The organism is Roseburia sp. AF15-21, assembly GCF_003479505.1.
In the GTDB taxonomy this organism is placed as follows: domain Bacteria; phylum Bacillota; class Clostridia; order Lachnospirales; family Lachnospiraceae; genus Roseburia_C; species Roseburia_C amylophila.
Genome location: NZ_QUHG01000002.1, coordinates 288,129 through 301,369 on the forward strand (window position 1 = coordinate 288,129; position 13,241 = coordinate 301,369).

Sequence of the window (13,241 nt, forward strand, 5' to 3'; positions counted from 1 at the left end):
ATATGATAGAAGGGCAGGCAAGACGTTCCGGGGTATTTTTACTGGAACTTATGATATCGATTTTATTTTTCTGTATTGCTGCAGCGGTGGGATTGCAGCTATTTGTAAAATCCCATTGCATCAGTGAAGATGCAGGAAATATGAATATGGCAGTACATAAGGCTGCAGCGGCAGCAGAAGTATTCCGCTCCGGAACAGATATGGAAGATTATCTGAAGGAAGAGTATTCTTATTATGAGAAAGAGGATAATACATTTTTGGTATCCTTTGCTGCTGACTGGGAGAACTGTAAGACGAAAGATGCGGAATATACCCTGTGGATTACACTGGGTGAAGCGAAGCAGCGGATGGTCGGTCATTTTGCAGTAAAGCAGAAGGACGGGGAGAAAGATAAGATTATTTATGAAGTGGAACTAAAGAGAGTAATCAGTCAGAGAGAGGCGGCAGAAGATGAGTAAGAGTGCATTATACGAAGAAAAACGCAGACCGCGTATAGCCAGTCCTTTTGGATACTCTTTTTTGTTAGTGGTAGTATTGATTCTGACTTTTTTATTATTCGCAGTGTTGTCATTATCTTCGTCCCTGCGGGATTATAAATACAGTAAACGGGCGGCAGATAAGATGAGTGCCTATTATGAAGCATGTAACAAGGCAAATGATGTCTTAGCAGAGATAGATGCTATTCTGGAAGAATCCGAAAATAAAGAAATGGCGTTGCAGGAAATTTCCGGATTGCCGGAGGTGAAGGATGCAGCTGATACCATAAGCTTTTGTGTGCCGGAGACAGACACACAGGAGTTACGTGTAAAGCTTTCTATTACGGAAGAGACGGATGGAGAGACAGGAGAAATGCTGGAATGGAGCATATTAGAATGGAAAGAAACTGCTACTGATGTAAGACAGGAGGAAACAAGGCTTCCGTTGATGGAGCAGCAGAAATAAAGAGATTGGTGGGAAAATTATGGATGTAAAAGAAGTATTACGAAAAGCAGTAGAGGAACACGCATCGGATATATTTATTGTAGCCGGACTTCCGATATCATATCGTTCGAATAATGTAATTATAAAAGAAGAGGGAGAGCGGTTGATGCCTCCTGAGACAGAAAATTATTTAGAGCAGATATATGAACTGGCGGATCATCGTGATATTGACCGGTTGTTAAAGCATGGGGATGATGATTTCTCTTTTGCGGTGCAGGGACTGTCAAGATTCCGTGTCAGTGCTTATAAGCAAAGAGGTGCTTTATCAGCAGTGGTTCGTGTGATTACCTTTGATTTGCCGAAGCCGGAGGACATTGGAATTCCACAGAATATCATTGACCTTGGTCTGCAGCCAAAGGGAATGGTATTAGTAACAGGACCGGCAGGAAGTGGTAAGTCTACCACGTTAGCCTGCATGGTAGATGCACTGAACCGCCGGTGTGCCAAGCATATTATTACGTTAGAGGATCCGATTGAATATCTGCACAGCCATCAGCATGGAATTATCAGCCAGCGTGAAATAAATGTAGATACTGAAAATTATGTAACGGCATTGCGTGCATCCCTGCGGCAGAGTCCGGATGTGATCCTTCTTGGAGAAATGCGTGATTACGAGACGATTGGTGTTGCTATGACGGCAGCAGAGACAGGTCATCTTATTATATCCACCTTACATACCATAGGAGCGGCTAATACCATTGACCGTATCATTGATGTGTTCCCGGCAAATCAGCAGCGGCAGATTGCAGTACAGCTTTCCATGGTGCTGCAGGCGATTGTTTCCCAGCAGCTTGTGCCGGATGTGAATGGCAATGTGATCCCGGCATTTGAAATTATGACTGTGACACCGGCAATCCGCAATATGATTCGTGAGAATAAAGTGCCACAGATTGACGGCGTTGTATATTCCTCGAACCGGGAAGATATGATATCCATGGACAGCAGTCTTTTGAAATTGTATCAGGAAGGAAAGATTACAAAAGAGACAGCACTGGTTTATGCATCCAATCCGGAAATGTTACAGAAACGCTTATAAAAATAGCTTGACGAGGCATAGAGAACATGATACAATACAACAGTTGTGAATAGGCGATGGTCCTCTGTTGCAAATGAATGCATTAAGAACATCAAAATATACAGGAGGTCACAAAATGAACGCAAGTGAAATTATTAAGAACATTGAAGCAGAGCAGTTAAAGGCAGATGCACCAGAGTTTCGTGTAGGAGATACCGTTAAGGTTTATGCGAAAATCAAAGAGGGAAACCGTGAAAGAATTCAGGTTTTCGAAGGTGTTGTATTAAAGAAACAGGGCGGAAGCAACCGTGAGACATTTACCGTTCGTAAATTATCTAATGGTGTTGGCGTAGAGAAGACCTGGCCATTACATTCTCCTAACGTAGAGAAGGTTGAAGTAGTAAGAGCTGGTAAAGTAAGAAGAGCTAAGCTGAATTACTTAAGAGGTCGTATCGGTAAGAAAGCAAAAGTAAAAGAGTTAGTAAAATAAGAATCTGTCAGAGGGACGTGCCAATGTGTATCGTCCCTCTTGTTGTATTTGCGCGAGTAGCGAGAGAAATCGCATGCTTGCATGCAGATTTGGCGAGCACCGCGATAACTCGAGAAACTCGCAAAGCGTGTTTCTCGTAGTTACCACGTATTCGTAAGAAGCTGCCGGTGGCAGTTTCTGTAGATAGATCGAATGATATTTAGGTAAGAAGGAGAACATAAGATTATGCGTAGAGGCAGCGTTCGTGGTCTGAATTTTGGCAGACGTAGAAAGAAAATAAATGTACCACTGCTGAAGGAAATCGGCACCTGGGTCATTGAGATTGCAATTGTCCTGGTGATTTCATTTGTATTTGTATATTTTATCGGACTTCGGACCACTGTGGTAGGACAGTCCATGAACCCTACGATAGAGAACGGAGAAGAGATTCTGGTTAATCGTTTTGTTTATAAACTGAAGAAACCAAAAGCAAATGATGTTATTGTATTTCTCCCAAATGGAAATGAAAAGTCGCATTATTATGTAAAGCGTGTCATTGGAGTACCGGGAGATAAGATACAGATAAAGAATGGAGCAGTCTATGTAAATGGAGAGCTGTTTGATGAAAAAGTAGATACAGCTGCCATTGAAGATGCAGGACTGGCATCCGAAGAGATTACGGTAGGGGAAGATGAGTATTTTGTATTGGGAGATAACCGCAACAGCAGTGAGGACAGCCGTTATGCCAACATTGGGAATGTAAAACGGGAATATATTGTAGGAAAAGCATGGTTCCGGATTTCGCCACTCCGGAAAATCGGTTTTATCAAATAGAAGGACAGTAAGGGAAGAGAGGAAAATAAGATGCAGTTTCAATGGTATCCGGGACATATGACAAAAGCAAAACGTCAGATGCAGGAAGATATAAAACTGGTAGATTTAGTAATAGAGCTGGTGGATGCCAGAATTCCGGTAAGCAGCAGAAATCCGGACATAGATACCCTGGGAAAAGGGAAAGCCCGTCTGATTTTGTTGAACAAATCTGACCTTGCAGATGAAAGAAAAAATGAAGGCTGGACAGAGTTTTTTAAGAAAAAGGGCTATTATGTAGTGCGCATGGATGCCAGAAATAAAGGAAGCATGAAACAGGTGTCTGCAATTATAGCAGAAGCCTGCAAGGAAAAGGCGGAGCGTGATTTACGAAGAGGAATCAAGAACCGTCCGGTGAGGGCTATGGTAGTGGGAATCCCAAATGTGGGAAAATCCACCTTTATCAATACTTTTGCGGGAAAAGCCTGCGCCAAGACCGGAAATAAGCCGGGTGTAACCAAGGGCAAGCAGTGGATTCGCCTGAATAAGAATGTAGAACTTTTGGATACACCGGGTATTTTATGGCCAAAGTTTGAAGACCAGAGCGTTGGGTTAAGACTGGCACTGATAGGTTCTATCAAAGATGATATTTTAAATATTGATGAACTTTCACTGGAACTGATTCAGATTCTGCGGGAAGAGTATCCGGGTGTATTAAAGGAAAGATATGGAATGGAAGAAGAGGGAACACCGGCAGAGATGTTGGAGAAAATTGCCTTAAACCGTGGCTGTATCAAAAAAGGAAATGAAGTAGATTATGCCAAAGCCGCTGCACTGGTGCTGGATGAATTCCGTACCGGAAAGCTCGGTAAAATTTCACTTGAAAAACCAGAAGTGGAAGCATAAGATAAAAATAAGAGCAGGAATCAAAAAGAGTTGGAGCAAGACGGAGATATGAAGGAAGAAGAACACGGCAAAAGAGGAAAGGCGGTAAGGGAAAGTGTCAGTTTCATACTATATCTCATTGTGATTGTGGTACTGACATTTTTGATGATACGTTATGTTGGACAGCGGACCAGAGTGGATGGTTCGTCCATGGAAAATACCCTTACCAATGGAGATAATCTGATTGTAGATAAGATATCCTATCGGTTTCATGAACCGGAACGTTTTGATATTATTGTATTTCCGTATCAGTATAAGGAAGACACTTATTTTATCAAACGGATTATCGGAATGCCGGGAGAAACGGTACAGATTACCGATAAGGGAGAGATATTGATTAACGGAGAAGAACTGGTAGAATCTTATGGAAGAGAGGTTATTAAAGACCCGGGACTTGCATCAGACCCGATTACATTAGGTGAGGATGAATATTTTGTGATGGGAGATAACCGCAATTACAGCAAGGACAGCAGGTTCCCGGATGTTGGAAATATCAAGCGGGCGGATATCATAGGAAAAGCATGGCTTAGAATCTATCCATTTGATAAAATTGGATTTATCCGGCATCAGTAATAAAAACGAAAGAGCAGTCAGAGGATAAAGTGATTATGGCAGAAGAGAAGAAAATCGGAGCAATCAAAGAAGAGTTACAGGCAGCAGAAGACAGTATGCTGCCTGATTTTATAGCAAGATATGAAAAAGATGAACGAAGCGGCGTAAAGACCCTTGTGGAAAAAGCACGAAAGCGGATACAGAAGCTTGAGACAGAGTATGCCCGGATTGAAAATCTGAAAAAGTATGAAAAAGAATATGCGGATGCCGGTTATATCTGCGGTATAGATGAAGTGGGAAGAGGTCCGCTGGCGGGGCCGGTTGTGGCAGGAGCTGTGATTCTGCCAAAGGATTGTGACATTTTATATATCAATGATTCCAAGAAACTCAGTGCATCCATGCGTGAAAAACTCTATGATGAAATTATGGAGAAGGCAGTGGCAACAGGAATTGGAATGGCAGGTCCGGGGCGGATTGATGAAATTAATATTTTGCAGGCTACTTATGAAGCTATGCGGCAGGCTATAACGAATTTGAAAGTAAAACCCGATATATTATTAAATGATGCGGTGACAATACCGGGAGTAGATATCCGTCAGGTTCCGATTATCAAAGGAGATGCAAAGAGCATTTCCATTGGAGCAGCCAGTATCATTGCAAAGGTAACAAGGGATCGCATGATGGAAGAATATGCGAAAATTATGCCGGAATATGGATTTGCGGATAACAAGGGTTATGGCTCCGCAGCCCATATTGCAGCAATCAAAGAATATGGACCAACACCAATTCACCGGAGAACCTTTATTAAGAATTTTTACAGTGAATAATTCCAAAGAAATTGGCAATGCAGAGTGGAGTGATTGATATGCAGATTTCAGACATGTTAGCACAATACAACAGAAGTTCGGCTACCGGAGCTACAGCAACAGCCCCGCAGCAAGGGGTTCAGCAGCTGGTATCAGCCGTACGGGAAATGACGGTAGGAAATGTATTTGAAGGAACCGTAAATGATATCAAAAACGGAACGGTTACGCTTGGACTGGCAAATGGTCAGACTGTTCAGGCGAGAATAGCAGCAGGCGTACAGTTAGCCGTTGGTCAGGCGATGTTTTTCCAGGTGAAATCCAATGATGGAACTACCGTTGAAATTCGACCTTATACCAATGGAAATCTCAATAATCCGACGTTGTTAAAGGCACTGGATGCAGCAGGCATTCCGGCAGAACCAAGAATGATAGATATGGTCAATTCCATGATGGAAGAGCAGATGTCCATTGGCAGGGAAAGCCTGATGGATATGGCACGCAGTATTTCTGCATATCCGGATGCGGATATTAAGTCACTGGTATTGATGCATAAGCTTGACATTCCGATGTCAGAAGAATTTATCCGGCAGTTTGAAAATTATAAATCTGATCAGGCGGCAATCACTTCACAGTTTGATGATGTCTTGGAAAGCATCGGAAAATTATATCAGAACGAAAACCTTTCCGAGACAGAGGCATTGGAACTGGGAAGCCGAATCTATCAGGTGTTGAAGCAGGATGGTTCTTTGGATATGTCTGTAATTGTAAAAGAGGGAGTACAGAAAGGAAGCTGGAGTCCGGTGGAACTTCAGGAAGGAGCCATACTGGAAGGAGCGTCAGAATTTGCTGCCACAGAAATCACAGGAACGGAATTAGCAGAAACTGAAACGATAGCAGGATCCATAGAAGAAACATTAGATGGCGTGCAGTATTATGCCAGGGGCAGTGTCGGTGCATTGTTTACAGAGGGGCAGATGAAGGATTTTTCAAATCTTCTGAAAGAATTTCCACAGCTTGCAGGCAGTAAATTATTTACCGCAGAGGGGGCTTTAAATGGAAATCTTTCTACGGGTGCATTTCTAAAAGAACTGCATCAGGCACTGGATGAGATAATGGGTTTAACCGGAGGTTCTGCAAAGAAACTGTTTTCCAGTAAAGAGTATCAGAAAGTGCTGGAATATGAGGTAAAACAGCAGTGGACACTAAAACCGGAAGAAATCAAAGGGGATGCTGTCAGGCATCTTTATGAGAAGATGGAAAATCAGATGCAGAAGATGCAGGAGCTGGTGCAGGAATCCGGTCAGAGCAATACTTCCCTTGCGAAAGCAGTAAGTAATCTGCAGGGGAATATTGAATTTATGAATCAGATTAATAATGCCTATCATTATGTGCAGATTCCCCTTCGGATGTCAAATCAGAATGCCCACGGAGATTTATTTGTCTATACTAATAAGAGTGGTGTGGACAGACTGGATGGCGAACTGAGTGCCTTTTTGCATCTTGATATGGATAACCTTGGTGCAACGGATGTGTCTGTGCGGATGAAGGATAGAAAGGTGCATACGAATTTTTATCTGGAGGATGAGAAATCCTATGATTTAATCGAAGAACATATGGCTGAGCTGATGCAGCGGCTGCAGGAGAAAGGATATTCCTGTACGGTACAGGTGGAGAACCAGTCCGGAAAGAAAAATCTGGTTGAAGATTTTATGCAGCAGGAGCATCCGTCAGCCGGAATCCTGCATCGGTATTCCTTTGATATGAGGGCGTAATTTATGAAAAATGGAATCTGGCATCCGGCAGACTTTGATGGGAAAAATGCCGGAGAAGAGAAAACAAAAGAAAAAACAGCAGTTGCTATCGCATATGAGCCGGGAGAGAGGGCACCAAAGATACTGGCAACCGGCAAGGGGTATCTTGCGGATAAAATTATTGAGAAAGCCAAAGAGGAAGACGTTCCGCTGTATCAGGATAATCAGCTGGCAAATACCTTATCCAGGCTTGAAATTGGAGATATGATTCCGCCGGAATTATATGAAGTAGTGGCAGAGATACTTGTCTTTGTCGATGATATGGATAAGCTGCGCAGTAAATTGGAATAAAAATAGCTGTAACGGCAAAAAGGATAGTGGAAATCCAAATAGCAGGAATCCGAATAACAGGAATAACAGAAAGGGGAGCAGGGATGGAAAATAAACGCAGCATGGGCAGTGAGTATGAAAAAAAGGCGGCAGAGTATTTAAAGGCATCCGGCTGCAGCATCTGTGAGATGAATTACCGCTGCAGGTTTGGAGAAATTGATATGATTGCAAGAGATGGAAAATATCTTGTTTTTGCAGAAGTAAAATACCGCAGTGATACCGGAAAGGGACTTCCACAGGAAGCGGTAGATTACCGCAAGCAAAGGAAAATATCAAGAGTGGCAGATTATTACCTGATGTGTAAACATATGATGGGACTGCCCTGCAGGTTTGATGTGATAGCAATATTAGGAGAGGACATACAGTGGCTGAAGGATGCTTTCCCCTATATAGAGCCTTATTAGTGACAGCTGAGACTTGATACAGGAAAAAGAATGCTGGAGAATTGAACCAGTTACAGCATGGAATCCGTTACAGCATGGAGTTGGAACTGGAAAAATAAGAACAGGAAAAGAAAAATGACAGAATTTCAGATAAAAGAGGATGGACGAACCATGATACCGTCCGTATTTTCCCATGCGGGGAAAAAAGAATTAGTGCTGCTGCAGTATCCACAGTTGCAAGCACTTGATATGGTAAAACACTGCTTTACCACAAGAATGGGTGGAGTAAGTAAGAATGAATTTTCTTCGCTGGATTTAAGCTTTAACCGTGGAGATGACATAGAGGCAGTAAAGGAAAATTTCCGCAGGGTAGCTGAGGCAATGGAAGTTCCGGCAGGGCAGATTGTCTGCTCTGACCAGACCCATACCACCAATGTAAGAAAAGTAACAGCAGAGGATGCAGGAAGCGGACTGACAAAGGAACGGCCGTATCATGATGTGGATGGATTGATTACCGATGTGCCGGGGCTGATGCTTGCAACCTTTTATGCAGACTGTGTGCCGCTTTATTTTGTGGATACAAAGCATAGGGCAATCGGACTGAGCCATTCCGGCTGGAGGGGCACGGTTAACAGAATGGGAAGAGCCACGCTGAAAGCAATGGCAGAAGCATATGGAACAGTACCGGAGGATGTATGGTGTGCGATAGGCCCATCTATCTGCCAGGACTGTTATGAAGTAAGTGAAGATGTGGCACTGGAATTTGAGCAGGAGTTTTCCGGTCATGGCAGTGAAATTATGTACCGGAAAGAAAATGGAAAGTATCAGTTAAATCTCTGGAAAGCCAATGAAAGAGTGCTTTTAGATGCGGGAATCCTGCCGGAAAAACTAATCTTGCCGAATGTGTGTACCTGTTGTAACAGTGAACTGTTGTTTTCGCACAGAGCAAGCCATGGAAGAAGAGGAAATCTTGGGGCATTTTTGTGCATTAAATAGAAAAATGTCAAAAAATGAAAAATTTTTTTGTTCACAAAGCAAACATGTGATATAATTAGGATAAATAATTTAGGAGGGCAGAAATATGCAGTTGAATGAGATATTTAATGCAGAAGATATAGAGGTACTTTTTGCACAATGGGAAAACGTAACAGGAGTAAAACCATTACTTCTGGATTCTGATGGAAGTGTAGCAATCGGGGAAGGTGAAGCATCTGAATACAGAGATGTGATCAAAGCCGGAATTGAAATTGCTGGATATCTTTCTTATGCGAAGAAGGAAGACGCAGAGGATGAAAACGAAGCTAAATCTAAGATAGCAGCTCTGACTATCGTTCTGACACAGCTTGCAGCATCTGAAGAGAAGAGAATGGATGAAGAGAAGAAGAATTCTGATATTCATGAGAATGTACAGAAGACCTCAGAATACATCCAGAAGATTAATGATATTACCAAACAGCTGGACAAGATTGAAAAGAACCAGAAGATTCTTGCATTAAACGCTTCTATTGAGGCTGCTCGTGCAGGAGAGGCTGGAAAAGGATTCGCAATTGTTGCAACCAATGTATCTGCACTGGCAACAGACTTTGGTAATAACAACCGCGAAATCAAAGATGAATTACAGAAGTTAAATGAAGTAATTGCAGCAATTGAAAAATGTGAATAATATTTCCTGATGAAAGGAAGATAGAATCGTGTAAAAAGACGGAATCAGTGCAAACTGGTTTCGTTTTTTTGCTTTACAGAAAATTGCTTTTCTGTAAAGTAAAAAACGCTCCGCGAGCAGCATTAAGGAATTATTAATAAAATCATACAGATATTTTTCTTGTGTCTCATTTGCTGGGATGTTATAGTGTGCGTATCAATTGAAGTAATACGGATAATACACCTACGATATTCCAAAAGGAGGAAGCGAAGTGATACAGCTTAATTACAGGGATGCAAAGCCTATTTACGAACAGATTAAAGATGGAATGCGTCATCTTGTGATTTCCAATGCATTGACAGCGGATGAAAAACTGCCATCTGTGCGTGAACTGGCAGCAACACTGGCAATTAATCCGAATACCATCCAGCGGGCGTACCGTGATCTGGAGAAAGAAGGATATGTCTATACCATTTCCGGGAAAGGCACATTTGTGGCTGCCCAGAAGCATGTAAAGGATGCAAGAACTGTGGAATTAAAAGGACATTTTGATGAAATCGTATCAGAATTACTGTATCTGGCAGTAGAGCCGGAGCAGTTAAAACATCGGATAACGGAACTGGAAGGAGGAGAATATATTCATGATACGGGTAAATAATGTAGTGAAAACATTTGGAGATTTCCGGGCGTTAGACGGTGTAAACCTGCATGTAAAGGATGGGGCAATTTATGGACTGGTAGGACCAAACGGAGCCGGGAAATCTACGATAATAAGACATATTACCGGAATCTATAAGCCGGATGCCGGCAACATAGAAATAGCCGGGATGCCGGTGTATGAGAATCCTCAGGCAAAGGCCAGATTTGCATATATTCCGGATGATCTTTTCTATTTCCAGCAGGCAGATGTCATGGAAATGAAACGCTTTTATAAGGGAATCTATAAGACTTTTGATGAAGATTTGTTTTTCCGGATCCGGGATGCATTTTCCAACATTGATCCGAAGATGACCATTCGGAGAATGTCAAAGGGAATGCAGAAGCAGGCGGCTTTCTGGCTGGCAATCAGCTGCAGACCGGAGCTTATGATTTTAGATGAGCCGGTAGATGGACTAGACCCGGTAATGAGAAGGCAGATCTGGAGCATTATCATGTCTGATGTGGCAGAACATGGAACTACGGTGTTAGTATCTTCCCATAACTTAAGAGAGCTGGAGGATGTCTGTGACCATGTGGGCATTATGCATCATGGAAAAGTAATGTTAGAACGTTCCTTAAGCGAACTACAGGGAAGTGTCTGTAAGATTCAGGTGGCATATCAGGAAAGAATGCCGAAGCTTCCGGCTGATTTTGAAGTGTTACATATGTCCAGTACAGGAAGGGTATATACCATGATTGTAAAAGGCAATCCCAAAGAGGCAAAGCTGCGGTTAGAACAGACTTCGCCGATGCTGATTGATGTGCTGCCTCTGACATTGGAAGAAATTTTTATTTACGAATTAGGAGGTGCGGATTATGCGGTCAAAGACATCTTACTTTAATAAGACGGTATTTTGGAAAAATATTACGCATTTCTGGCCTGTCTGGCTGATTTATACGATATTGCTGCTATGTATGGTTCCTCTGCGGCTGTTAGTGAATTCTGGGATTTCTTATGAAGGTTATTCAGCACAGGAAATTAAAGAAATAAAAATGAATAATTTTATGCAGATTCTGTTTTCAGATGGAAGCGGTGCGCTTATTGCACTCCTTAGTCTGGCAATTGGAATTATTGTAGCAATGGCAGTATTTTATTATCTTTATAATAACAGAAGCTCACATCTGTTTCATTCACTGCCATTGAAAAGAACAGAACTTTTTATCAGTAATTTCCTGTCAGGATTCTGCATGATTGTGGTTCCTGTACTATTGGCGTTTATTATTGGAACAGTATGCTGCATTATGCAGGGAATTACAAGTCTGCAGTATCTGCTGGCGTGGGCACTGATGTTGACGGGAGAGGGCTTTTTCTTCTACAGTATGGCAATTTTCGTTGGCATGTTTACCGGTCAGTTATTGGCAATGCCGGTATTTACGATTATTCTGAACGTATTATATATAGGATGCCGCTATGTGATTACATGTATGATTAGTACAATTGGCTATGGTATGGCGAATTCTTATGCTGACCGTATGAATAGTATTTTATCACCGGTGATATATCTTTCAAATAAGGTGGGGGTAGAGTATGACTATTTAGAGGACAGGATAGAATACCATATGTTTGGCCTTTCGGTTGTAGGGATCTATGTGCTGGTGGGTGTGGTGCTGATAGTGATATCCTGTCTGCTTTATCAGAAACGTAAACTGGAAACCACGGGAGATGTGCTTACAATTCCGGCAACCCGCCCGGTGTTCCGCTGGGGAATGGCTTTTTGTGTGGCTTTTCTTACTGCAATTCTGCTGAGCGGACTGTTTGGCGTGCTGGTACATACATCACTGGGCAATTTCCTGATGGTTTTATTTACAACATTGATTGCAGGTTTTCTGGCATTTTTCATTGCGGAAATGATTTTGACGAAGAAGCTGCGTGTAGTGACCAAAAAGAGATTATTAGAATGCGGCGTCATGTTAGGAATTTCAGTCGTATTTCTTCTTTGTATCAAATGGAATGCGTTCGGACTGGAAAATAAAATCCCGGATAAGAAGGAAATTGTCGCAGCAAATATTAACTGCTATTTTGAAATAGAAGAAAATTCAGAAAGCGGAATTGATGAAATTATGAGTATTCATCAGCAAATTATTGATTCGAAGAAGGAATTTCAGGCATATCAGGGCTCGTCTGATTTAGATAAGGCATTGCAGTGGGTAGAGATTGATTATCAGCTTGCAGACGGAAGCATTATGGTGAGAAGCTATGATGTACCGGCTGCTAAAAATTATTATGAAAATGCAGATTCGGTTGTTTCAAGAATTTATGCTATGTCTATGGATCCGGAGAATTATCTCAAGGGGAATCTGATGGTGAATTATGATGATCCGAATAATCATATTATTTCAATGGAGTTTGATGCCTATGACCAGAATTTGGAATATGACAGCATTAATATAAATGATGAGCGGGCACAGGAAATATATGATGCTTATCTTAAGGACATCCGGGCAGGACATATTTATCTGAATACAGTAAATGATAACTACTATAAACATACGTATATCAATGGACTGTATCTGCATGTCTATAACAGTCAGGGAATCCAGCTTACCAGGAGAGAACAACGGATGTGGGGAATGGAAAACAGTAAAGATTATTATTTCAATTTGAATTTGAATGATCGTTGTGTATACACGATTAACAAACTGCTGGAGTTACATATCATTGAGTCAGAGGATGAACTGATGACATTACAGGAAATGGAAGACAGAAACATGAGCATGGAGCAGGAATAAATGGAAGGGTGGAATAACTGTTGTTATTCTGCCCTTTTTATTGTAAACTAAAGAGGTATTATAATATA

The 13,241-nt window shown here is 41.8% G+C and carries 16 protein-coding genes; all 16 read left to right on the forward strand.

Annotated features, from left to right (window positions below; all coding sequences use genetic code 11):
- The first annotated feature begins 2 nt into the window (after nt 1-2).
- The 16 genes from DWW33_RS04405 (at nt 3) to DWW33_RS04480 (ending at nt 13,173) form a co-directional block, all read left to right on the forward strand.
- A complete protein-coding gene (locus tag DWW33_RS04405; RefSeq protein ID WP_117698197.1) occupies nt 3-458 on the forward strand; it encodes a hypothetical protein in 456 nt (151 codons plus the stop codon).
- Nucleotides 451-942, forward strand: coding sequence for a hypothetical protein (locus DWW33_RS04410; RefSeq protein ID WP_117840816.1), 492 nt, complete (start codon nt 451-453; stop codon nt 940-942). Before DWW33_RS04405 ends, DWW33_RS04410 begins: the two co-directional genes overlap by 8 nt.
- A gap of 19 nt (nt 943-961) precedes the next feature.
- Nucleotides 962-2,017 carry a type IV pilus twitching motility protein PilT gene (locus DWW33_RS04415; protein ID WP_118056880.1) on the forward strand — a complete coding sequence of 352 codons (1,056 nt, stop codon included), beginning with the start codon at nt 962-964 and terminating at the stop codon, nt 2,015-2,017.
- A gap of 115 nt (nt 2,018-2,132) precedes the next feature.
- Nucleotides 2,133-2,486 (forward strand): 50S ribosomal protein L19, encoded by a 354-nt coding sequence (gene rplS, locus DWW33_RS04420; RefSeq protein ID WP_118638924.1) that lies wholly within the window; start codon nt 2,133-2,135, stop codon nt 2,484-2,486.
- Between the two features lie 225 nt (nt 2,487-2,711).
- A complete protein-coding gene (lepB, locus tag DWW33_RS04425) occupies nt 2,712-3,299 on the forward strand; it encodes a signal peptidase I (RefSeq protein ID WP_199650041.1) in 588 nt (195 codons plus the stop codon).
- A gap of 30 nt (nt 3,300-3,329) precedes the next feature.
- Complete coding sequence (gene ylqF, locus DWW33_RS04430) at nt 3,330-4,181, forward strand: ribosome biogenesis GTPase YlqF (RefSeq protein ID WP_022242455.1); 852 nt, start codon at nt 3,330-3,332, stop codon at nt 4,179-4,181.
- A 48-nt stretch (nt 4,182-4,229) separates the two neighbouring features.
- On the forward strand, nt 4,230-4,793 hold the full coding sequence (gene lepB / locus DWW33_RS04435) for a signal peptidase I (RefSeq protein WP_117840820.1): 564 nt from the start codon (nt 4,230-4,232) through the stop codon (nt 4,791-4,793).
- A gap of 35 nt (nt 4,794-4,828) precedes the next feature.
- On the forward strand, nt 4,829-5,599 hold the full coding sequence (locus DWW33_RS04440) for a ribonuclease HII (protein ID WP_118056879.1): 771 nt from the start codon (nt 4,829-4,831) through the stop codon (nt 5,597-5,599).
- Nucleotides 5,600-5,637: 38 nt separating this feature from the next.
- Nucleotides 5,638-7,350: a flagellar hook-length control protein FliK gene (gene fliK, locus DWW33_RS04445; RefSeq protein ID WP_158577451.1), complete on the forward strand. Its 1,713-nt coding sequence runs from the start codon at nt 5,638-5,640 to the stop codon at nt 7,348-7,350.
- Nucleotides 7,351-7,353: 3 nt separating this feature from the next.
- A complete protein-coding gene (locus DWW33_RS04450) occupies nt 7,354-7,680 on the forward strand; it encodes an EscU/YscU/HrcU family type III secretion system export apparatus switch protein (protein ID WP_117946678.1) in 327 nt (108 codons plus the stop codon).
- 83 nt (nt 7,681-7,763) lie between these two features.
- A complete protein-coding gene (locus DWW33_RS04455; protein WP_022242460.1) occupies nt 7,764-8,123 on the forward strand; it encodes a YraN family protein in 360 nt (119 codons plus the stop codon).
- Between the two features lie 114 nt (nt 8,124-8,237).
- Nucleotides 8,238-9,098 carry a peptidoglycan editing factor PgeF gene (gene pgeF / locus DWW33_RS04460; protein ID WP_117840825.1) on the forward strand — a complete coding sequence of 287 codons (861 nt, stop codon included), beginning with the start codon at nt 8,238-8,240 and terminating at the stop codon, nt 9,096-9,098.
- 85 nt (nt 9,099-9,183) lie between these two features.
- Nucleotides 9,184-9,765 carry a methyl-accepting chemotaxis protein gene (locus tag DWW33_RS16115; protein WP_117840826.1) on the forward strand — a complete coding sequence of 194 codons (582 nt, stop codon included), beginning with the start codon at nt 9,184-9,186 and terminating at the stop codon, nt 9,763-9,765.
- Nucleotides 9,766-10,015: 250 nt separating this feature from the next.
- Nucleotides 10,016-10,402 carry a GntR family transcriptional regulator gene (locus DWW33_RS04470; protein ID WP_117840827.1) on the forward strand — a complete coding sequence of 129 codons (387 nt, stop codon included), beginning with the start codon at nt 10,016-10,018 and terminating at the stop codon, nt 10,400-10,402.
- The gene (locus DWW33_RS04475) at nt 10,386-11,285 is read left to right on the forward strand and encodes an ABC transporter ATP-binding protein (RefSeq protein ID WP_117946676.1); all 900 of its coding nucleotides are present in this window, start codon (nt 10,386-10,388) and stop codon (nt 11,283-11,285) included. The genes DWW33_RS04470 and DWW33_RS04475 overlap by 17 nt, the downstream gene beginning before the upstream one ends.
- On the forward strand, nt 11,260-13,173 hold the full coding sequence (locus DWW33_RS04480) for an ABC transporter permease (protein WP_118638926.1): 1,914 nt from the start codon (nt 11,260-11,262) through the stop codon (nt 13,171-13,173). Before DWW33_RS04475 ends, DWW33_RS04480 begins: the two co-directional genes overlap by 26 nt.
- The last annotated feature ends 68 nt before the right edge of the window (nt 13,174-13,241 follow it).

Excerpts from the sequence above, each read along its gene's own strand:
- DWW33_RS04405 (WP_117698197.1), top strand. The coding sequence starts at position 3 with ATGATAGAAGGGCAGGCAAGACGTTCCGGGGTATTTTTACTGGAACTT.
- DWW33_RS04410 (WP_117840816.1), top strand. The coding sequence starts at position 451 with ATGAGTAAGAGTGCATTATACGAAGAAAAACGCAGACCGCGTATAGCC.
- DWW33_RS04415 (WP_118056880.1), top strand. The coding sequence starts at position 962 with ATGGATGTAAAAGAAGTATTACGAAAAGCAGTAGAGGAACACGCATCG.
- rplS (WP_118638924.1), top strand. The coding sequence starts at position 2,133 with ATGAACGCAAGTGAAATTATTAAGAACATTGAAGCAGAGCAGTTAAAG.
- lepB (WP_199650041.1), top strand. The coding sequence starts at position 2,712 with ATGCGTAGAGGCAGCGTTCGTGGTCTGAATTTTGGCAGACGTAGAAAG.
- ylqF (WP_022242455.1), top strand. The coding sequence starts at position 3,330 with ATGCAGTTTCAATGGTATCCGGGACATATGACAAAAGCAAAACGTCAG.
- lepB (WP_117840820.1), top strand. The coding sequence starts at position 4,230 with ATGAAGGAAGAAGAACACGGCAAAAGAGGAAAGGCGGTAAGGGAAAGT.
- DWW33_RS04440 (WP_118056879.1), top strand. The coding sequence starts at position 4,829 with ATGGCAGAAGAGAAGAAAATCGGAGCAATCAAAGAAGAGTTACAGGCA.
- fliK (WP_158577451.1), top strand. The coding sequence starts at position 5,638 with ATGCAGATTTCAGACATGTTAGCACAATACAACAGAAGTTCGGCTACC.
- DWW33_RS04450 (WP_117946678.1), top strand. The coding sequence starts at position 7,354 with ATGAAAAATGGAATCTGGCATCCGGCAGACTTTGATGGGAAAAATGCC.
- DWW33_RS04455 (WP_022242460.1), top strand. The coding sequence starts at position 7,764 with ATGGAAAATAAACGCAGCATGGGCAGTGAGTATGAAAAAAAGGCGGCA.
- pgeF (WP_117840825.1), top strand. The coding sequence starts at position 8,238 with ATGACAGAATTTCAGATAAAAGAGGATGGACGAACCATGATACCGTCC.
- DWW33_RS16115 (WP_117840826.1), top strand. The coding sequence starts at position 9,184 with ATGCAGTTGAATGAGATATTTAATGCAGAAGATATAGAGGTACTTTTT.
- DWW33_RS04475 (WP_117946676.1), top strand. The coding sequence starts at position 10,386 with ATGATACGGGTAAATAATGTAGTGAAAACATTTGGAGATTTCCGGGCG.
- DWW33_RS04480 (WP_118638926.1), top strand. The coding sequence starts at position 11,260 with ATGCGGTCAAAGACATCTTACTTTAATAAGACGGTATTTTGGAAAAAT.